At 69.8% G+C, this 17,966-nt stretch carries 24 protein-coding genes; 21 read left to right on the top strand and 3 right to left on the bottom strand.

Annotation, left to right across the window (positions count from 1 at the left end; all coding sequences use genetic code 11):
• Positions 1-10: 10 nt before the first annotated feature.
• The 18 genes from rplX (at position 11) to Z164_RS0113420 (ending at position 12,624) form a co-directional block, all read left to right on the top strand.
• Entirely contained in the window at positions 11-331 is a 321-nt protein-coding gene (gene rplX / locus Z164_RS0113505; protein WP_024891220.1) for a 50S ribosomal protein L24, read from the top strand.
• Positions 332-342: 11 nt separating this feature from the next.
• A complete protein-coding gene (gene rplE, locus Z164_RS0113500; protein ID WP_024891219.1) occupies positions 343-885 on the top strand; it encodes a 50S ribosomal protein L5 in 543 nt (180 codons plus the stop codon).
• Between the two features lie 12 nt (positions 886-897).
• Positions 898-1,203, top strand: a complete 306-nt coding sequence (gene rpsN / locus Z164_RS0113495; RefSeq protein ID WP_024891218.1) for a 30S ribosomal protein S14 — start codon at positions 898-900, stop codon at positions 1,201-1,203.
• Positions 1,204-1,412: 209 nt separating this feature from the next.
• Complete coding sequence (gene rpsH, locus Z164_RS0113490) at positions 1,413-1,808, top strand: 30S ribosomal protein S8 (protein ID WP_024891217.1); 396 nt, start codon at positions 1,413-1,415, stop codon at positions 1,806-1,808.
• A 13-nt stretch (positions 1,809-1,821) separates the two neighbouring features.
• Positions 1,822-2,349: a 50S ribosomal protein L6 gene (gene rplF / locus Z164_RS0113485; RefSeq protein WP_024891216.1), complete on the top strand. Its 528-nt coding sequence runs from the start codon at positions 1,822-1,824 to the stop codon at positions 2,347-2,349.
• 86 nt (positions 2,350-2,435) lie between these two features.
• A complete protein-coding gene (gene rplR / locus Z164_RS0113480; protein WP_024891215.1) occupies positions 2,436-2,789 on the top strand; it encodes a 50S ribosomal protein L18 in 354 nt (117 codons plus the stop codon).
• Positions 2,790-2,949: 160 nt separating this feature from the next.
• Complete coding sequence (gene rpsE, locus Z164_RS0113475) at positions 2,950-3,486, top strand: 30S ribosomal protein S5 (protein WP_024891214.1); 537 nt, start codon at positions 2,950-2,952, stop codon at positions 3,484-3,486.
• Complete coding sequence (rpmD, locus tag Z164_RS0113470; protein WP_024891213.1) at positions 3,479-3,676, top strand: 50S ribosomal protein L30; 198 nt, start codon at positions 3,479-3,481, stop codon at positions 3,674-3,676. The genes rpsE and rpmD overlap by 8 nt, the downstream gene beginning before the upstream one ends.
• Before the next feature lie 5 nt (positions 3,677-3,681).
• Entirely contained in the window at positions 3,682-4,131 is a 450-nt protein-coding gene (gene rplO / locus Z164_RS0113465; protein ID WP_024891212.1) for a 50S ribosomal protein L15, read from the top strand.
• A 128-nt stretch (positions 4,132-4,259) separates the two neighbouring features.
• The gene (gene secY, locus Z164_RS0113460) at positions 4,260-5,609 is read left to right on the top strand and encodes a preprotein translocase subunit SecY (RefSeq protein WP_043690129.1); all 1,350 of its coding nucleotides are present in this window, start codon (positions 4,260-4,262) and stop codon (positions 5,607-5,609) included.
• A 381-nt stretch (positions 5,610-5,990) separates the two neighbouring features.
• Positions 5,991-6,347 carry a 30S ribosomal protein S13 gene (gene rpsM, locus Z164_RS0113455; protein WP_024891210.1) on the top strand — a complete coding sequence of 119 codons (357 nt, stop codon included), beginning with the start codon at positions 5,991-5,993 and terminating at the stop codon, positions 6,345-6,347.
• Positions 6,348-6,356: 9 nt separating this feature from the next.
• Entirely contained in the window at positions 6,357-6,749 is a 393-nt protein-coding gene (rpsK, locus tag Z164_RS0113450) for a 30S ribosomal protein S11 (RefSeq protein ID WP_024891209.1), read from the top strand.
• A gap of 14 nt (positions 6,750-6,763) precedes the next feature.
• Entirely contained in the window at positions 6,764-7,393 is a 630-nt protein-coding gene (gene rpsD, locus Z164_RS0113445; protein WP_024891208.1) for a 30S ribosomal protein S4, read from the top strand.
• Between the two features lie 172 nt (positions 7,394-7,565).
• Entirely contained in the window at positions 7,566-8,564 is a 999-nt protein-coding gene (locus Z164_RS0113440) for a DNA-directed RNA polymerase subunit alpha (RefSeq protein WP_024891207.1), read from the top strand.
• A gap of 278 nt (positions 8,565-8,842) precedes the next feature.
• A complete protein-coding gene (gene rplQ / locus Z164_RS0113435; protein WP_024891206.1) occupies positions 8,843-9,229 on the top strand; it encodes a 50S ribosomal protein L17 in 387 nt (128 codons plus the stop codon).
• A gap of 178 nt (positions 9,230-9,407) precedes the next feature.
• Positions 9,408-9,923: a disulfide bond formation protein B gene (locus tag Z164_RS0113430; protein WP_024891205.1), complete on the top strand. Its 516-nt coding sequence runs from the start codon at positions 9,408-9,410 to the stop codon at positions 9,921-9,923.
• 94 nt (positions 9,924-10,017) lie between these two features.
• Positions 10,018-11,412 (top strand): class II 3-deoxy-7-phosphoheptulonate synthase, encoded by a 1,395-nt coding sequence (locus tag Z164_RS0113425; protein WP_024891204.1) that lies wholly within the window; start codon positions 10,018-10,020, stop codon positions 11,410-11,412.
• Positions 11,413-11,520: 108 nt separating this feature from the next.
• Positions 11,521-12,624: a mechanosensitive ion channel domain-containing protein gene (locus Z164_RS0113420; protein ID WP_024891203.1), complete on the top strand. Its 1,104-nt coding sequence runs from the start codon at positions 11,521-11,523 to the stop codon at positions 12,622-12,624.
• 30 nt (positions 12,625-12,654) lie between these two features.
• On the opposite strand, the gene Z164_RS0113415 is transcribed toward Z164_RS0113420, so the two are convergent.
• From Z164_RS0113415 to typA, 3 genes are read right to left on the bottom strand one after another with little or no spacing between them, the layout of a single operon-like run.
• Positions 12,655-13,146, bottom strand: a complete 492-nt coding sequence (locus Z164_RS0113415) for a DUF2127 domain-containing protein (protein WP_024891202.1) — start codon at positions 13,144-13,146, stop codon at positions 12,655-12,657.
• Positions 13,147-13,150: 4 nt separating this feature from the next.
• Positions 13,151-13,729: a 2'-5' RNA ligase family protein gene (locus Z164_RS20605; protein ID WP_024891201.1), complete on the bottom strand. Its 579-nt coding sequence runs from the start codon at positions 13,727-13,729 to the stop codon at positions 13,151-13,153.
• Positions 13,730-13,743: 14 nt separating this feature from the next.
• Entirely contained in the window at positions 13,744-15,594 is a 1,851-nt protein-coding gene (typA, locus tag Z164_RS0113405; RefSeq protein ID WP_024891200.1) for a translational GTPase TypA, read from the bottom strand.
• A gap of 173 nt (positions 15,595-15,767) precedes the next feature.
• Here typA and Z164_RS0113400 point away from each other — a divergent pair, with 173 nt between their 5' ends.
• The 3 genes from Z164_RS0113400 to Z164_RS0113390 all read left to right on the top strand — a co-directional run bounded on the left by Z164_RS0113400 (position 15,768) and on the right by Z164_RS0113390 (position 17,836).
• Positions 15,768-16,262, top strand: a complete 495-nt coding sequence (locus Z164_RS0113400) for a peptidylprolyl isomerase (protein WP_024891199.1) — start codon at positions 15,768-15,770, stop codon at positions 16,260-16,262.
• 187 nt (positions 16,263-16,449) lie between these two features.
• Positions 16,450-16,806, top strand: coding sequence for a glutaredoxin family protein (locus tag Z164_RS22515; RefSeq protein WP_043690126.1), 357 nt, complete (start codon positions 16,450-16,452; stop codon positions 16,804-16,806).
• Between the two features lie 43 nt (positions 16,807-16,849).
• Positions 16,850-17,836 (top strand): malate dehydrogenase, encoded by a 987-nt coding sequence (locus Z164_RS0113390; protein WP_024891197.1) that lies wholly within the window; start codon positions 16,850-16,852, stop codon positions 17,834-17,836.
• The last annotated feature ends 130 nt before the right edge of the window (positions 17,837-17,966 follow it).

Raw genomic sequence — 17,966 nt, 5'->3', positions numbered from 1 at the left:
GACAGAATAAATGGCTACCAACCGTATCAAGAAGGGCGACCAGGTCGTCGTGATCGCAGGCAAGGACAAGGGCCGGCAGGGCGAGGTGCTGCGCGTGCTCGGCGACAAGGTCGTCGTGTCCAACGTCAACCTGGTCAAGCGGCACACCAAGCCCAACCCGCAGGCCAACCAGCCCGGCGGCGTGATCGAGCGCGAGGCGCCGATCCATATCTCCAACGTGATGCTGTTCGACCCTGCCACCGGCAAGGGCGCGCGCATCGGGACCAAGGTGCTGGAGGATGGACGCCGTATCCGGGTGTTCCGCTCCAGCGGTGAGGCGGTCGACGCCTGAGGAATGCTGAAATGACGACCCGTCTGGAAAAGTTCTACAAGGACGAAGTGGTGCCGAAGCTGATGAAGCAGTTCGGCTACACCAATCCGATGCAGGTGCCGAAGCTGACCAAGATCACGCTCAACATGGGCGTGGGCGAGGCCGCGGCGAACAAGAAGATCCTCGAGAACGCCACCGCGGACCTGGCCAAGATCGCTGGCCAGAAGCCGCTGGTGACCAAGTCCCGGGTCTCGGTGGCCTCGTTCAAGATCCGCGACGGCTGGCCGATCGGCTGCAAGGTCACCCTGCGCCGCAACCACATGTACGAGTTCCTGGACCGCCTGATCAACGTCTCGCTGCCGCGCGTGCGCGACTTCCGCGGCGTGTCGGGCCGCTCGTTCGACGGCCGCGGCAACTACAACATGGGCGTGAAGGAGCAGATCATCTTCCCGGAGATCGACTTCGACCAGGTCGACGCCATCCGCGGCATGGACATCGCCATCACCACCACGGCGAAGACCGACGCGGAGGCCAAGGCGCTGCTCGAGTCCTTCCGCTTCCCGTTCCGCAATTAAGGGTTCCACACAATGGCAAAGACCTCGATGGTCAACCGCGAGATCAAGCGGGCGAAGCTGGTGAAGAAGTACGCCGCCAAGCGCGACGCGCTGAAGAAGATCATCAGCAGCGAGTCGGCGGGGTACGAGGAGAAGATGGACGCGGTGGCCAAGCTGCAGAAGCTGCCGCGCGATTCGTCCCCGGCCCGCCAGACCACCCGCTGCGCGCTGACCGGGCGTCCGCGCGCGGTCTACAGCAAGTTCGGCCTGGGCCGCAACAAGCTGCGCGAGGCCACCATGCGCGGCGACGTGCCGGGCCTGCGCAAGGCGAGCTGGTAAGGCGGAGGCCAGGGCCCAGAGGTCAGGGGCCAGGGCAGGAGCCAGCGCGCTCCTCCCGATCTCTGGCCCGCGGTCCCCGGCCCCTGTAGAATGTCCGGCTCCCCGCCGTTGGCGGGGCGGGCCGGGCGACCGGTCGCCCGCCCGGGCCGCCGGGCACAACCCAAGATTTCGCGAAAGCGGATATCGGTGCTACTCAAAGGTGAACACTCATGAGCATGACTGATCCCATCGCCGACATGCTGGTCCGCATCAAGAATGCGGCCGCGGTCGGCAAGCCGGCGGTGAAGATGCCGTCGTCCAAGATCAAGACCGCGATCGCCAAGGTCCTGCAGGACGAGGGCTACATCGGCGGTTTCCGCGTGACCGAGAACGGCGCCAAGGCCGAACTCGAGATCGACCTCAAGTACTACGACGGCCGTCCGGTGATCGAGCGCCTGCAGCGCGTGTCGCGCTCGGGCCTGCGCCAGTACCGCGGCAAGGACGCGCTGCCCAAGGTCCTCAACGGGCTGGGCGTCGCCATCATTTCCACCTCGAAGGGCATCATGACCGATGCGCAGGCGCGCCAGCAGGGCGTCGGCGGCGAGGTCCTGTGCTTCGTGGCCTAAGGGAGCAAGCCGCATGTCTCGCGTCGCCAAGAAGCCGATCGCCCTTCCGAAGGGCGTCGAGTTCGACATCCAGTCCGATACCGTCAGCGTCAAGGGGCCCAAGGGCGCCCTGAGCACCGCCAGGCCCGAAGGCGTGGAGGTGAAGATCGAGGACGGCAGCGCCGTGCTGTCGCCGGCCGATCCCTCCCGCATCGCCATCACCGGCACGCTGCGCGCGATCCTGGCCAACATGGTCCAGGGCGTCTCGCAGGGCTTCGAGCGCAAGCTCGAGCTGGTGGGCGTCGGCTACCGCGCCTCCATGCAGGGCAAGGACCTGAACCTGTCGCTCGGGTTCTCCCATCCGGTGGTGTTCTCCGCGCCGGAAGGGGTCAGCATCGCCACGCCGTCGCAGACCGAGATCGTGGTCAGCGGCGCCGACAAGCAGGCCGTGGGCCAGGCCGCCGCCAAGATTCGCGGTTTCCGTCCGCCGGAGCCCTACAAGGGCAAGGGCGTGAAGTACGCCGACGAGACCATCATCCGTAAGGAAGCCAAGAAGGCATAAGCGGCCTCCGCGAGGCACCGGACCCGTCCGGGCCGGGATTCAACGGAAAACGCCGCGTCGATCCGCTTCCAACAGAGAACACAGCAATGGACAAGAAGAACGCCCGCCTGCGTCGCGCCAAGGCCACCCGCGCCCGGATCCGCGAGCTCGGCGTCCCCCGCCTGTCGGTGCTGCGCACCGGCCAGCACGTGTACGCGCAGCTGTTCAGCGCCGACGGCTCCAAGGTCCTGGCCGCCGCCAGCACCACCCAGGCCGACGTGCGCGAGGGGCTGAAGAACGGCAAGAACGCCGAGGCCGCCGCCAAGGTCGGCCGCGCGATCGCCGAGAAGGCCAAGGCCGCCGGTATCGAGAAGATCGCCTTCGATCGCTCCGGCTACCGTTACCACGGCCGCATCAAGGCCCTGGCCGATGCCGCTCGCGAGGGTGGCCTGCAGTTCTGATCCGCCGGGCGGGCGGGGCGTTCCCGTCCGCCGCTCCACGGCCGGCGCCGTTCGCGCCGGACGTCCTCCGCCTTCTGCGCGGTCCGACGGTCCACCGCTCCAGCCACAACCATAAGCGGCCTGCGAGCCGTACATCCTCCACCATCGAGAGATCCGAAACATGGCAAACGAAAGGGAACCGCGGGGCCGCGATCGTCGCGACCGCGAAGAGATCGACGACGGCATGGTCGAGAAGCTGATCGCGGTCAACCGCGTCAGCAAGACCGTCAAGGGCGGCCGCCAGTTCACCTTCACCGCGCTGACGGTGGTGGGCGACGGCAACGGCCGGGTCGGCTTCGGCTACGGCAAGGCGCGCGAAGTGCCGGTCGCGATCCAGAAGTCGATGGAGTACGCCCGCAAGAACATGAGCACCGTCGAACTCAACGGCGGCACGCTGTACCACTCGGTCAAGGCCGGCCACGGCGCGGCGCGGGTGTTCATGCAGCCGGCGTCCGAGGGTACCGGCATGATCGCCGGCGGCGCGATGCGCGCCGTGCTCGAAGCGGTCGGGGTCAAGGACGTGCTGGCCAAGGCGGTCGGCTCGCGCAACCCGATCAACCTGGTGCGGGCCACGGTCAAGGGCCTGGAGGCGATGCATTCGCCGGCCAAGATCGCGGCCAAGCGCGGCAAGAAGGTCGAGGAGATCGTCCATGGCTAAGCAGGAGAACGCCGGCGGCACGGTGAAGGTGCGCCTGGTCAAGGGGCTGCGCGGAACCCAGGCACGCCACCGGCTGTCTGTGAAGGCGCTGGGCCTCAACAAGCTCAACGACGTCCGCGAACTGAAGGACAGCCCGCAGGTGCGCGGCCTGATCAACAAGGTCTACTACCTGGTCCGGGTCGAGGAGTAACCATCATGCGTCTGAATACACTCAAGCCCGCCAAGGGCGCCCGCGCCGAGCGCACCCGCGTCGGCCGCGGCATCGGCTCCGGCCTCGGCAAGACCGCCGGGCGCGGTCACAAGGGCTCGTTCGCGCGCTCGGGCAAGGGCAAGATCAAGGCCGGCTTCGAAGGCGGCCAGATGCCGATGCACATGCGGCTGCCGAAGATCGGCTTCCGTTCGCGCACGGCCGGCGATACCGCCGAGGTCTTCCTGTACCAGCTCGAGCGGCTGGATGGCGAGATCGACTTCAAGGCCCTGCGCGCGGCCAAGCTGGTGCCGTCCACCGCCAAGCGCGCCAAGGTCGTGAAGAAGGGCGAGATCTCGAAGAAGCTCGTGCTCAAGGGCGTGCTGGCCACGGCCGGCGCCCGCGCGGCGATCGAGGCCGCCGGTGGTCAGGTCCAGGACGAGTCCGCCGGCGCCTGACGCCTGCGGGGACCGGCGCCCGGCCGCGAGGCCGGGCGCGATCCCGTCCAGCCCGGCCGCCGCGGCGGCCATGATCCGATCCAAGATTTCGGCCGGCGTCCGGACCGGCCGGCACAGCGGAGCAATCGATGTCACGCAGCGTTAGCGCAATGGGCAACCTCGGCGCAGGCATGGGCAAGTTCACCGAGCTGCGCCAGCGGCTGCTGTTCGTGCTCGGCGCGCTGCTGGTCTACCGCATCGGCTGCTACATCCCGGTGCCCGGAGTGAACCCGGACGCCATGCTGCGCCTGATGGAGCAGCAGCAGGGCACGATCGTGGACATGTTCAACATGTTCTCGGGCGGCGCCCTGGAGCGCTTCAGCCTGTTCGCGCTGAACGTGATCCCCTACATCTCGGCGTCGATCGTCATGCAGCTCATGGTGCAGATCGTGCCGAGCCTGAAGGCGATCCAGAAGGAGGGCGAGTCGGGTCGCCGCCGGATTACCCAGTGGTCGCGCATCGGCGCGATCCCGCTGGCGATCTTCCAGTCCGCCGGCATCGCGATGGCGCTGCAGTCGCAGGGCGCGGGCAGCGGCATCCAGGTCGTCTACCAGCCCGGCATGGGCTTCGTGCTGACCGCGATCGTCGCGCTGACCGCCGGTACCATGTTCCTGGTCTGGCTGGGCGAGCAGGTCACCGAGCGCGGCATCGGCAACGGCGTGTCGCTGATCATCTTCGCCGGCATCGTGGCGGGCATCCCGGGCGCGATCATCAGCACCTTCGAGCAGGCCCGCAACGGCGACATCAGCCCGATCTCGGTGATCCTGATCGCGGTGATCGTGCTGGTGTTCATCTATTTCGTGGTGTTCGTCGAGCGCGGCCAGCGCCGGATCACCGTGAACTACGCGCGTCGGCAGGGCGGCCGCAACGCGTACATGAACCAGAGCTCGTTCCTGCCGCTGAAGCTGAACATGGCCGGCGTGATCCCGGCGATCTTCGCCTCCTCGATCATCATGTTCCCGGCGACCGTCTCGACCTGGTTCGGCCAGGCCGGCTCGGCCACCTGGCTGCAGCGCGCCGCGCAGGCGCTGTCCCCGGGCGAGCCGCTGTACATCCTGCTGTACGCCGGGCTGATCGCGGGCTTTGCGTTCTTCTACACCGCCCTGGTCTTCAACAGCCAGGAGACCGCCGACAACCTGAAGAAGTCGGGGGCGCTGATCCCCGGAATCCGGCCGGGCAAGGCGACCGCGGACTACATCGACGGCGTGCTGACCCGCCTGACCGCGGCCGGCGCGCTGTACCTGGTCATCGTCTGCCTGCTGCCCGAGTTCATGCGGGCCGAGCTGGGCACCTCGTTCTACTTCGGCGGCACCTCGCTGCTCATCGTGGTGGTGGTGGTGATGGACTTCATCGCCCAGCTCCAGGCCCACCTGATGTCGCACCAGTACGAGAGCCTGTTGAAGAAGGCGAACCTGAAGGGCGGCGCGCGGGGACGCTAGCGTCCCGCCCGCTCCACGCCCGGCCACGGAAGGCCGGCGCTGTCCGCAGGCCGGTCCGGCTGCGTCATGGAGGGCCAACGAATGCAGACCCCGTCCCGACGGCAGCGTGGGGCGGGGAAGATGGGCGACTCGCGCGGCGGTTTCGGGCGCGGGTGGATCCGGGTCGGTCGCGCGCCAGAGTAGCGCGCGGGGCAGGGCGGGGAGGTTTCCCGGTCCGGCCAACCTGGGTCCGTCGCCGGAGCATGGGCACACTCCCCATGCCGGAGTCCCGGCCGTTCGCGGCCGGGGCTTCCTGAGACTCCGAGACCCTGATACAATTTCGTGTTCACTGCGCCGGTCTGCCCGAGAAGGCCCGGCCGCCAACCAGTTGGAGATCGCCTCATGGCGCGTATTGCGGGCGTCAACCTGCCTGCCCAGAAGCATGTCTGGGTCGGGCTTCAGAGCATCTACGGCATCGGCCGTACCCGTTCCCGGAAGGTCTGCGAGGCCGCGGGCGTCGACGTGACGACCCGGATCGTGGATCTTTCCGAGCCCGAAGTCGAGCGCCTGCGCGCCGAGATCGGCAAGTACGTGGTGGAGGGCGACCTCCGCCGCGAGATCGGCATCGCCATCAAGCGCCTGATGGACCTGGGCTGCTACCGCGGCCTGCGCCACCGCCGCGGCCTGCCGCTGCGCGGCCAGCGCACCCGCACCAATGCCCGTACCCGCAAGGGTCCGCGCAAGGCCATCAGGAAGTAAGGAATCGTCATGGCAAAGCCGGCAGCAACCAAGACCAAGAAGAAGATCAAGCGCGTCATCACCGATGGCGTCGCCCACGTCCACGCTTCGTTCAACAACACCATCGTGACGATCACCGACCGTCAGGGCAACGCGCTGTCGTGGGCGACCTCGGGCGGCGCGGGCTTCCGCGGCTCGCGCAAGTCGACCCCGTTCGCCGCGCAGGTGGCGGCCGAGAAGGCCGGGCGCGCCGCGCTGGACTACGGCGTGAAGTCCCTGGAAGTCCGCATCAAGGGCCCGGGCCCCGGCCGCGAGTCGGCGGTCCGCTCGCTCAACAACGTGGGCTACAAGATCACCAACATCATCGACGTGACGCCGATCCCGCACAACGGGTGCCGTCCGCCGAAGAAGCGTCGCGTCTAAGGGAGCGATAAGAAATGGCTCGTTATATCGGTCCTACCTGCAAGCTCGCCCGCCGCGAGGGCGCCGACCTCTCGCTGAAGAGCCCGTCGCGCGCGCTCGATTCCAAGTGCAAGCTGGAGCAGAAGCCCGGCCAGCACGGCGCCACCGCCCGCAAGGGCAAGCTGTCCGACTACGCCACCCAGCTGCGCGAGAAGCAGAAGGTCAAGCGCATCTACGGCCTGCTGGAGCGGCAGTTCCGCAACTACTACAAGAAGGCCTCGACCAAGAAGGGCAACACCGGCGAGAACCTGCTGCAGCTGCTCGAGACCCGCCTGGACAACGTCGTCTACCGCATGGGTTTCGCGGTGACCCGTCCGGCCGCCCGGCAGCTGGTGTCGCACCGCGGCATCACCGTCAACGGCAAGCCGGTCAACCTGCCGTCCTACCAGGTCAAGGCCGGCGACGCGATCGCCCTGTCCGAGCGCGCCCAGAAGCAGCTCCGGGTCAAGGAGGCGCTGGAAGTGTCCTCGCAGATGGACCTCTCGCCCGGCTGGGTCGAGGTCGATGCGAACAAGTTCGCCGGCGTGTTCAAGTCGGTGCCCGAGCGCAGCGACCTGCCCTCGGACATCAACGAGGCGCTGATCGTCGAGCTGTACTCGAAGTAAGGGCTGCGGCCGCCTCCGGGGCCGACGTCCCGGAGCGGCGCGATACCCGATCCCCTCGGCCGATGCGCGCAGCGCATCGGCCGCCCCCTTTGCGAGAAGGGGGCCCAAAATGCGAAAGCGAAACCCGCCGCAGGCCCCCGCCCGGTGGTTCATTGCAGGAGATGCCACAAACATGACGGTTACTGCCAACCAGGTCCTGCGTCCGCGCGCTCCGCAGATCGAGCGCCTCACCGGCAACCGTGCCAAGGTCGTGATCGAGCCGCTGGAGCGGGGCTACGGCCACACGCTCGGCAACGCGCTGCGCCGCGTGCTGCTGTCCTCGATCCCGGGCTTCGCCATCACCGAGGTCGAGATCGACGGCGTGCTGCACGAGTACAGCGCGATCGAGGGCCTGCAGGAAGACGTGCTGGAAGTGCTGCTCAACCTCAAGGACGTCGCCATCCGCATGGGCACCGGCGAGAGCTCCACGCTGTCGCTGTCGAAGTCCGGCCCGGGCGTGGTCACCGCCGCCGACATCAAGACCGATCACAACGTCGAGATCCTCAACGGCGAGCACGTGATCTGCCACCTGACCAAGGAGGCATCGATCAACATGCGCCTGAAGATCGAGCGCGGCTTCGGCTACCAGCCGGCCGCCGCCCGCCGTCGTCCCGACGAGGAGACGCGCGCGATCGGTCGCCTGATGCTGGACGCCTCGTTCTCGCCGGTGCGCCGCGTCGCCTACGAGGTCGAGGCCGCCCGCGTCGAGCAGCGCACCGACCTCGACAAGCTGGTGCTCGACATCGAGACCAACGGCACGATCGACGCCGAGGAAGCCGTGCGTACCGCCGCCGACATCCTCACCGACCAGCTTTCGGTGTTCGGCGACTTCACCAACCGCGACCGCGGTGCGGCGAAGCAGCAGACCGCGGGCGTCGACCCGCTGCTGCTGCGCCCGATCGACGATCTGGAGCTGACGGTGCGTTCGGCCAACTGCCTGAAGGCCGAGAGCATCTACTACATCGGCGATCTGATCCAGAAGACCGAGGTCGAGCTGCTCAAGACGCCGAACCTGGGCAAGAAGTCGCTGACCGAGATCAAGGAAGTCCTGGCGCAACGCGGCCTCTCGCTGGGCATGAAGCTGGAGAACTGGCCGCCGGCCGGCGTCTCCGCGCACGGCATGCTGGGGTGAGCGCCCGCGCCTAGCCGATGCCCTATCGGCATCGGCTGCGGGCGCGAACGCCCGGCCGGGGATGGCCGGGCAGGACTCTCCGAAGTCCGCGCATTACCGCCAGGGATGGCGACGAGGAAATGATCGTAGAGCAGCCCTTCGCACGACGGACCCCGAGGTCCGCGGCGATCCCCGGCAAGGGATGCCGGCACGGACCACCCGCAGTCCAAGCTTCAGCGCCATGGGATGGCGACAACGCAGTCCACGGCCCCAACATTCAGACCTGAAGGATCCGACCCATGCGCCACCAGAAAGCCGGACGCAAATTCAACCGCACCAGCGCGCACCGCGAGGCGATGTTCAAGAACATGGCCGCGTCGCTGTTCAAGCACGAGCTGATCAAGACCACGCTGCCCAAGGCCAAGGAGCTGCGCCGCGTCGCCGAGCCGCTGATCACCCTGGCCAAGACCGACGGCGTGGCCAATCGCCGCCTCGCCTTCGCGCGTCTGCGCGACAAGGAAGCGGTGGGCAAGCTGTTCGTCGAGCTGGGCCCGCGCTACCAGGCGCGTCCGGGCGGCTACCTGCGCATCCTCAAGTGCGGCTTCCGCGCCGGCGACAATGCGCCGATGGCCTACGTCGAGCTGGTCGATCGCCCGCAGGCGGCGGCCGAGTCCGACGAGGACTGAGCCCGCGGCATCGCCGCAGGCCGACAGACGAACCCCGGCCCCGCGCCGGGGTTCTTCGTTTCCGCCGCCACGCGCGGCACGGCCGCATGTGCGGACCGTGCGCTTTTTGCTATGTTGCCTGCGTTCCGCGGCCCCGCGCCCTGCGCGCCGCACCCGCCCGTACAGGCCCGCAATGCGCATGAATCCTTTCGCCTGGTCGTTCCGGGCCCGCTTCCTCGCCGGCGCCGCGATCTGCTTCGCGCTGATCGGCTTCGCGATCTACAGCCAGCTGCAGTGGGGCCTGGAGCCCTGCCCGCTGTGCATCTTCCAGCGTTTCGCCTTCGCCGGGCTCGGCGCGGTGCTGCTGGTCGGCGGCCTGCACGCGCCGACGCGGCCGCTCGGACGCCGGCTCTGGGGCGTGCTGGCGCTCGCCGCGGCCGGCGTGGGCATGGCGATCGCCGGACGCCATACCTGGCTGCAGCTCAACCCTCCCGAGATCCCCGCCTGCGGGCCGCCGTACGAGTTCCTGCGCGAGACGCTGTCCACCGGCAACCTGATCCGGCGGGTGATGAGCGGCAGCGGCGATTGCGGCCTGGTCGACTGGACCTTCCTCGGCCTGTCGATGCCGGCCTGGAGCCTGCTGTGGTTCGTGCTGCTGGCGGCCTGGGCGCTGCACGCCGCGTTCGCCCGCCCGCGGGCGCCGGCCGCCGGCTGAATCCCGCGGAGATCGTTGCAGGCGAAATTGACGCATCGCAGCACTCTGGCATGATGGGCGTCCTTCCGGAGCCCCGGGAACGAGGAACGCCTCCATGCCGCAGCGCGAGCGCAGCCTGACGCCCGTCCATCTGCCGCCCGACTGGCAGCCGGACAGCTGGCGCTCGCGCCCGGCGCTGCAGCTGCCGGTCTACCCGGACGCGGAGGCGCTGGCCGCGGCGCAGGCCGAGCTGCAGGCGCTGCCGCCGCTGGTCACCTCGTGGGAAATCCTCTCGCTGAAGCAGCAGCTGGCCGAGGCGCAGGAGGGCAAGCGCTTCCTGCTGCAGGGCGGCGACTGCGCCGAGAACTTCGCCGACTGCCACTCCGACGTCATCTCCAACCGGCTCAAGGTGCTGCTGCAGATGAGCCTGGTGCTGGTGCACGGGCTGCGCCTGCCGGTGGTGCGGGTCGGGCGCTTCGCCGGGCAGTACGCCAAGCCGCGCTCGGCCGACACCGAGACCCGCGGCGACGTCACCCTGCCGAGCTACCGCGGCGACGTGATCAACGGGCCGGAATTCACCGAGCACGCGCGCACCCCCGATCCGCGGCGGATGATCAAGGCGCACGCGCGCTCGGCGATGACGATGAACTTCACCCGCTCGCTGATCGACGGCGGCTTCGCGGACCTGCACCACCCCGAGTACTGGAACCTCGGCTGGATGGGCCACTCGCCGCTGGCCGAGGAATACCACCGCATGGTCGCCAGCCTGGGCGACGCGGTGCGCTTCATGGAGACGCTGTCCGGGGCCGAGGTCTACAACCTCAACCGGGTCGATTTCTTCACCTCGCACGAGGCGTTGCTGCTGCCCTACGAGGAGGCGTTCACCCGCCAGGTGCCGCGGCAGTGGGGCTGGTTCAACCTCAGCACCCACTTCCCCTGGATCGGCATGCGCACCGCGGCGCTCGACGGCGCCCACGTGGAGTACTTCCGCGGCATCCGCAACCCGGTGGCGGTCAAGATCGGCCCCTCGGTCGCGCCCGACCAGTTGCTGCGCCTGATCGACGTGCTCAACCCCGAGGACGAACCGGGCCGGCTGGCCCTCATCCATCGCATGGGCGAGGCGCAGATCGCCGAGAAGCTGCCGCCGCTGCTGGAGGCGGTGCGGCGCGACGGCCGGCGCGTGCTGTGGGTCTGCGACGCCATGCACGGCAACACCGAGTCCACGCGCAACGGCTACAAGACACGGCGCTTCGACCGCATCCGCGGCGAGCTGGAGCAGGCCTTCGACCTGCATGCCGCGGCCGGCACCCGCCTGGGCGGCGTGCACCTGGAGCTGACCGGCGAGGACGTGACCGAGTGCATCGGCGGCGCCCGCGACCTGACCGAAGTCGATCTCGAGCGCGCCTACCGTTCCACGGTGGATCCGCGGTTGAACTACGAGCAGGCGCTGGAGATCGCGATGGCGATCGTGCGCAAGCAGGCCTCGCTGCCGAGATCGATCGCCCGCTAGCGGCGCGGACCCGGGACGCTCGGACGGGCCGCGAACCGCGGGCCTCCACCGCGCGTGGACGCGCGGCATCGCAGCATGGGGCGGGAGCCCGCATCCGGACACTCCCGCATGACCTCGATCGACTGGTCACTGGTCTCCGCCACCGTCTGGCCGCTCGCGGTCGCCCTGCTGATCGGTTTCGTCGTACGCCGGCTGGTGCTGCTGGCCGCGAAGCGCGCCCGCGGACGCGCAGGCGGCCGCGCGTGGGCGTTGATCATCGCCGCGGTCGCGGTGCCCGCCGCGTTCGCATTGCCGTTGTTCTTCCTGAGCCTCGCGGTCAACGCCACGCCGTTGCCGGCGCTGTGGATCGCGCGCATCCAGCACCTGCTGGGCGTGGGGGGGCTGGCCTGCCTGACCTGGGCCTTCATGCGCGCGGTAGGCGCGATGGAAGCGCGGATCGTCGCGCGCAACCCGGTGGACGTGGCCGACAACCTGCACGCGCGGCGGGTGCAGACGCAGACCCGCGTCATCGGCCGTGCGATCCAGATCGCGATCCTGCTGTTCGGCCTTTCGATCATCCTGATGACCTTTCCGGCGATCCGGCAGGTCGGCGCCACGCTGCTGGCCTCGGCGGGCCTGGTGGGGGTGGTCGCGGGCTTCGCCGCCAAGCCGGTGTTCGGCAACCTGATCGCCGGGCTGCAGATCGCCATCACCCAGCCGATCCGCCTGGACGACGTGGTGATCGTGGACGGCGAATGGGGGCGGATCGAGGAGATCACCAGCGCCTATGTGGTGGTCGCGATCTGGGACCAGCGCCGGCTGGTGGTGCCGCTGCAGTGGTTCATCGAGAACCCGTTCCAGAACTGGACCCGGCGCAGCGCCGAGATCCTGGGCCCGGTCTTCCTGTGGCTGGACCACGGCGCGCCGCTGGAGGCGGTACGCGCGGAACTGCGGCGGATCTGCGAGTCGGACCCGCGCTGGGACGGGCGGGTGTGCGTGGTGCACGTGGAGGACATCGCCGCCGAGGCGATGAAGGTGCGCCTGCTGGTGAGCGCGCGCAACTCGGGCGACGACTACGACCTGCGCGCGGCGGTGCGCGAGCGCATGCTGGACTACCTGCGCCGCGAGCAGCCGCAGGCGCTGCCGCGCATGCGCGCCACGCTCGACGGCGCATTCGCGCTGCAGGGTGCGCAACGCGAGCCGCGCACGCCCGAGGCGGCCTCCTCCTCGTAGCGGCGGATGGCCGCGTCCCGCGGTCGCGGGCTACGGCGCCGGCTGCCGGCGGCGCCGGGCCAGGTCGCGGCCCAGCACCCAGACGATGGCGAGGTTGGTCGCCAGCACCAGCGCCGGCAGCCAGCCGGGGTGGCGCCACAGCTCGGCGACCTCGAACGGCAGGTAGAGCGCGGCGCCGATGCAGCCCAGCCACGACGCCCAGCGGCGCGCGCGCCACAGGCCCCAGGCCTCGACGAAGCGCATCGCGGCGTAGATCGCCAGCACGGCCAGCAGCAGGTGCAGGTTGCCGGGGCTGAGCGCGCGCTCGAGCCAGGCGATGCGGCCGCCGTCGAGCGGCGCGCCCAGGCGGGCGGCGGCGGCCTCGACCAGCCGCTGCAGCTGCGGCGCGCCCAGCCAGGCCAGGCCGCCGGCGGTCAGCAGCGCCGTCGCGCCCTTGGCCGCCTCGAACGCCGCCACCGCGCGCAGCTGCGCGCGGTGCGGCGCGTCGTCCTCGGGCCGGGCGGTGGAGGGCGGGGCGTGCATGGGGTCACTCCAGGCGCGGCCCGGCGGCGGCGCCGTCCTCGGCGTCGCGCAGCGGCCACCACTGCAGGATCTCGTAGCGGCCGGGCGCGGTGCGCGCCAGCGACAGGCTGCCGAGACAGGCGTCGAAGGGCAGCGGCAGGCTGCCGGGCGCGGGCGTGCAGAACTCGTCCAGGCGCTGGCCGGGCCCCGCGTAGGCCAGGGTGACGTGGGGTGCCGGCGCGCGCGGTTCCGGCGCGTGGCCGCAGGCCACCGCCGCGCGCTCCAGCGCCGCGAACAGCCCGGCCAGCGCGTCGTCGGGCGCGGTGCGCGCCACCAGCGCGCGGGCGCCCGGCCAGGCTTCCACGCGATCGAAGCGCAGCGTCAGCCGCGGCCGTCGCGCCGCCGTCTCGCTCAGCGCCGCCAGCAGCGGCGCCGGATCGTCCGGCAGGCCCTCGGCCAGATAGCGCAGGGTCATGTGGAACTGCGCGCGGCGGCGCCAGGCCAGGCCGCGCAATCCGGGCAGCGCGGCCGGCAGCGCCGCGCACAGGGCATCGAGGGCGTCCAGCGCCTCCTCGTCGGGGATCCAGGCGACGAAGACGCTCACCGCCGGCCGCCGGCTCAGGCGGCGCGGCCCGCGCGCTTGCGGTCGGTCTCGGTGCGCAGCTTCTTGCGCAGCCGGATCTGCTTCGGCGTGACCTCGACCAGCTCGTCGTCGTCGATGAACTCCAGCGCCTGCTCCAGCGACAGCTTGATCGGCGGGATCAGGCCCTCGTCCTGGTCCTTGCCCGCGGCGCGGAAGTTGGTGAGCTGCTTGCCGCGCAGCGCGTTGACGGTGAGGTCGTTGTCCTTGGCGTTGATGCCGACGATCTGGCCCTCGTAGATCTCCTCGCCCGGCTCGATGAACAGCCGGCCGCGCTCCTGCATGGCGATCTGCGCGTAGGCCGGCGAGGTGCCGGTGCCGTTGGAGATCAGCACGCCGTTGATGCGCTGGCCGATGTCGCCGTCGGCCTTCGGGCCGTAATGGTCGAACACGTGGAACATCAGCCCGGTGCCGGCGGTCAGGGTGCGGAACTCGGTCTGGAAGCCGATCAGTCCGCGCGCCGGGATGATGAACTCCAGGCGCACGCGGCCCTTCCCGTCGGGCTCCATGCTCTGCAGGATCGCCTTGCGCTCGCCCAGGCGGCCCATCACGCCGCCCTGGTACTGCTCCTCCAGGTCCACCACCAGCGACTCGTAGGGCTCCTGCAGCACGCCGTCGATCTCGCGCACGATGACTTCCGGGCGCGATACGGCCAGCTCGTAGCCCTCGCGGCGCATGGTCTCGATCAGGATCGACAGGTGCAGCTCGCCGCGGCCGGAGACCTTGAACTTGTCGGCATCGGCGGTGTCCTCCACCTTCAGCGCGACGTTGTGCTGGGTCTCGCGGATCAGGCGGTCGCGCAGCTGGCGCGAGGTCAGGAACTTGCCGCCGGAGCGCTCCTTGACGCCGGCGAAGGGCGAGTCGTTGACCTGGAAGGTCATCGAGATGGTCGGCTCGTCCACCGCCAGCACCGGCAACTGCTCGACCGCCGACGGATCGCACAGGGTGTCGGAAATGCCGATGCCCTCGATGCCGGAGAAGGCGATGATGTCGCCGGCCTGGGCCTCCGGCACCTCCACCCGCTCCAGGCCCATGAAGCCGAGCACCTGCAGCACCTTGGCGTTGCGGGTCTTGCCCTCGCGGTCGATCACCACGACCTGCTGGTTGGTCTTGACCTTGCCGCGCTGGATGCGGCCCACGCCGATGATGCCGACGTAGCTGTTGTAGTCCAGCGAGGTCACGCGCATCTGGAACGGGCCGTCGGGATCGACCGGCGGCGCCGGCACGTGCTGGGTGATGGCCTGGAACAGCGGCGTCATGTCGCCCTGGCGCACGTCCTCGGTGAGGCCGGCGTAGCCCTGCAGGCCGGAGGCGTAGACGGTGTGGAAGTCGAGCTGGTCGTCGTTGGCGCCCAGGCGGTCGAACAGGTCGAAGGTCTGGTCCAGCACCCAGCTCGGCCGCGCGCCGGGGCGATCGACCTTGTTGACCACCACGATCGGCTTGAAGCCCATCGCGAACGCCTTCTGGGTGACGAAGCGCGTCTGCGGCATCGGGCCGTCCATCGCGTCCACCAGGATCAGCACCGAGTCCACCATCGACAGCACGCGCTCCACCTCGCCGCCGAAGTCGGCGTGGCCGGGCGTATCGACGATGTTGATGCGCCAGGTCTCGCCGGCCGGATCGGTCCAGCGGATCGCGGTGTTCTTCGACAGGATGGTGATCCCGCGCTCCTTCTCGAGGTCGTTGCTGTCCATCACCCGGTCGGGGACGGCGGCACGCTCGCTGAGGGTGCCGGACTGCTTGAGCAGCTGGTCGACGAGGGTGGTCTTGCCGTGGTCGACGTGGGCGACGATGGCGATGTTGCGCAGGCGTTCGATGGATGAGGGCATGGGAGCGGGCACGGGCAAGGGCGCGCCGGGCTGGGGCGGGGCGCGACGGTGGGAGGCGGATAAGGGCGTATTGTAGCGTGTTGCGCCGCCGCAATGCGGCGCGGCGGTCGGCGGTTGATTCCCCCGCCGGCGGCCGCATGTCTTCCCATTCATCCGAGCCCCGAGGCAACCGCATGTCCCTGAACGCCGTTTTCGACACCGACCGTGGCCAGATCCGCGTCGAGCTCCTGCCCGACAAGGCCCCGCTGACGGTGGCCAACTTCGTCAACCTGGCCAAGCGCGGCTTCTACGACGGGCTGAGCTTCCACCGCGTCATCGCCGACTTCATGATCCAGGGCGGCTGCCCGGAAGGCTCCGGCCGCGGCGGTCCCGGCTACCGCTTCGAGGACGAGACCGACAACGGCGTCAAGCACGAGCGCGGCGTGCTGTCGATGGCCAACGCGGGTCCGAACACCAACGGCAGCCAGTTCTTCATCACCCACATCAAGACCGACTGGCTCGACGGCAAGCACACCGTCTTCGGCAAGGTGACCGAGGGCCTGGAGGTGGTGGACGCGGTCAAGCAGGGCGATACGATCAAGTCCGTGAAGATCGAGGGCGACGCCGACGCCGCGCTGGCCGCGAAGGCCGACCGCGTGGCGGAGTGGAACAAGATCCTGGCCGCCTGAGACCGCCCCGCCCGGCGTGCGGCGGCGCGCCGGGCGGATGCTAGAATCGCGGGCTCCGCGCAGCCTCGCTCGCGGAGCCCGCCCGGACCCAGCACGAGCGTCGATGCGCCCATCCCGTCCACCGACCGCCTCACGCGTACGCGCCCGCCCCGGCGCGACCGGTGCCGTCGTCGGCAGGGCCTGAATCGTGCGCTGGGCGCTGCTCCTGCTGACGCTCTGCGCCGCCGGCGCCTGGTTCCATTTCCACGGCGAGGCCGCGCCCGCGCTGCATCCCGACGATCCCCGTACCGCCACCGGCGACGACCGCATCGTGATGCTGGCCGCCGACTGGTGCGGCTATTGCCGCAGGCAGCAACGGGACTTCGAGCGCGCCGGCGTGCGCTATCGGGTGCTCGACATCGACACCCCCGACGGCGACCGCGCCATGCGCGCCCTGGGCGCGCGCGGGGTGCCGGTCACCGTCATCGGCCAGGACGTGGTGCGCGGCTACGACACCGCCGCGCTCGACCGCCGGCTGACCCCGCTCGGCTACCGCGTCTACTGAACGCGCGCGCCGTTCCCCACCCAGCAACGAGAGGATCCACCGAATGAAGACCCCCGTCCGAGTCGCCGTCACCGGTGCCGCCGGCCAGATCGGCTACGCCCTGCTGTTCCGCATCGCCTCGGGCGAGATGCTCGGCAAGGACCAGCCGGTCGTGCTGCAGCTGCTGGAGCTGCCGATGGAGAAGGCCCAGGCCGCGCTGAAGGGCGTGATCATGGAGCTGGAGGACTGCGCGTTCCCGCTGCTGGCCGGCGTGATCGGCACCGACGATCCGGAAGTGGCGTTCAAGGACGCCGACATCGCCCTGCTGGTCGGCGCGCGCCCGCGCGGCCCGGGCATGGAGCGCAAGGACCTGCTGCTGGAGAACGCCAAGATCTTCACCGCCCAGGGCGCGGCGCTGAACAAGGTCGCCTCGCGCGACGTCAAGGTGCTGGTGGTCGGCAATCCGGCCAACACCAACGCCTACATCGCGATGAAGTCCGCGCCCGACCTGCCGGCGAAGAACTTCACCGCCATGCTGCGCCTGGACCACAACCGCGCGCTGAGCCAGCTGGCGAACAAGGCCGGCGTGCCGGTGGGCGAGATCGAGAAGCTGATCGTGTGGGGCAACCACAGCCCGACGATGTACCCCGACTACCGCTTCGCTACCGTCGGCGGCGCCTCGCTCAAGGACAGGATCGGCGACGAGGCGTGGAACGCCGAGGTCTTCATCCCGCAGGTCGGCAAGCGCGGCGCGGCGATCATCGAAGCGCGCGGACTGTCCTCGGCAGCGTCCGCCGCCAACGCCGCCATCGACCACGTCCGCGACTGGGTGCTGGGCAGCGACGGCAAGTGGGTGACCATGGGCGTGCCGTCCGACGGCAGCTATGGCATCCCGGAAGGCGTGATCTTCGGCTTCCCGGTGGTGACGAAGGACGGCGAGTACACCATCGTCAAGGATCTGCCGATCGACGACTTCAGCCAGAAGGCGATCGACAAGACCCTTGCCGAGCTCGAGGAAGAGCGCGGCGGCGTGGCGCATTTGCTGGGGTAGCCTTCTCGCTCCGCACGCAGGCCCCACGGTTCGTTGCGCGGACCGTGGGGCCGGCGTGCTCGCTCTCCACGCCCCTGCGCCGTTGGCGCGCCCTCGACCCGAGGGGACTTCGCCGGGGGCGCCGGCGCTT

It is taken from the genome of Luteimonas huabeiensis HB2 (assembly GCF_000559025.1).
Lineage (GTDB): Bacteria > Pseudomonadota > Gammaproteobacteria > Xanthomonadales > Xanthomonadaceae > Luteimonas > Luteimonas huabeiensis.
The sequence above is the reverse complement of the archived record's forward strand: the minus strand, read 5'-3'. Positions and strand labels throughout refer to the sequence as shown.

Coding starts and splice junctions, on each gene's coding strand:
- rplX (WP_024891220.1), top strand. CDS start 11: ATGGCTACCAACCGTATCAAGAAGGGCGACCAGGTCGTCGTGATCGCA.
- rplE (WP_024891219.1), top strand. CDS start 343: ATGACGACCCGTCTGGAAAAGTTCTACAAGGACGAAGTGGTGCCGAAG.
- rpsN (WP_024891218.1), top strand. CDS start 898: ATGGCAAAGACCTCGATGGTCAACCGCGAGATCAAGCGGGCGAAGCTG.
- rpsH (WP_024891217.1), top strand. CDS start 1,413: ATGAGCATGACTGATCCCATCGCCGACATGCTGGTCCGCATCAAGAAT.
- rplF (WP_024891216.1), top strand. CDS start 1,822: ATGTCTCGCGTCGCCAAGAAGCCGATCGCCCTTCCGAAGGGCGTCGAG.
- rplR (WP_024891215.1), top strand. CDS start 2,436: ATGGACAAGAAGAACGCCCGCCTGCGTCGCGCCAAGGCCACCCGCGCC.
- rpsE (WP_024891214.1), top strand. CDS start 2,950: ATGGCAAACGAAAGGGAACCGCGGGGCCGCGATCGTCGCGACCGCGAA.
- rpmD (WP_024891213.1), top strand. CDS start 3,479: ATGGCTAAGCAGGAGAACGCCGGCGGCACGGTGAAGGTGCGCCTGGTC.
- rplO (WP_024891212.1), top strand. CDS start 3,682: ATGCGTCTGAATACACTCAAGCCCGCCAAGGGCGCCCGCGCCGAGCGC.
- secY (WP_043690129.1), top strand. CDS start 4,260: ATGTCACGCAGCGTTAGCGCAATGGGCAACCTCGGCGCAGGCATGGGC.
- rpsM (WP_024891210.1), top strand. CDS start 5,991: ATGGCGCGTATTGCGGGCGTCAACCTGCCTGCCCAGAAGCATGTCTGG.
- rpsK (WP_024891209.1), top strand. CDS start 6,357: ATGGCAAAGCCGGCAGCAACCAAGACCAAGAAGAAGATCAAGCGCGTC.
- rpsD (WP_024891208.1), top strand. CDS start 6,764: ATGGCTCGTTATATCGGTCCTACCTGCAAGCTCGCCCGCCGCGAGGGC.
- Z164_RS0113440 (WP_024891207.1), top strand. CDS start 7,566: ATGACGGTTACTGCCAACCAGGTCCTGCGTCCGCGCGCTCCGCAGATC.
- rplQ (WP_024891206.1), top strand. CDS start 8,843: ATGCGCCACCAGAAAGCCGGACGCAAATTCAACCGCACCAGCGCGCAC.
- Z164_RS0113430 (WP_024891205.1), top strand. CDS start 9,408: ATGAATCCTTTCGCCTGGTCGTTCCGGGCCCGCTTCCTCGCCGGCGCC.
- Z164_RS0113425 (WP_024891204.1), top strand. CDS start 10,018: ATGCCGCAGCGCGAGCGCAGCCTGACGCCCGTCCATCTGCCGCCCGAC.
- Z164_RS0113420 (WP_024891203.1), top strand. CDS start 11,521: ATGACCTCGATCGACTGGTCACTGGTCTCCGCCACCGTCTGGCCGCTC.
- Z164_RS0113415 (WP_024891202.1), bottom strand. CDS start 13,146: ATGCACGCCCCGCCCTCCACCGCCCGGCCCGAGGACGACGCGCCGCAC.
- typA (WP_024891200.1), bottom strand. CDS start 15,594: ATGCCCTCATCCATCGAACGCCTGCGCAACATCGCCATCGTCGCCCAC.
- Z164_RS0113400 (WP_024891199.1), top strand. CDS start 15,768: ATGTCCCTGAACGCCGTTTTCGACACCGACCGTGGCCAGATCCGCGTC.
- Z164_RS0113390 (WP_024891197.1), top strand. CDS start 16,850: ATGAAGACCCCCGTCCGAGTCGCCGTCACCGGTGCCGCCGGCCAGATC.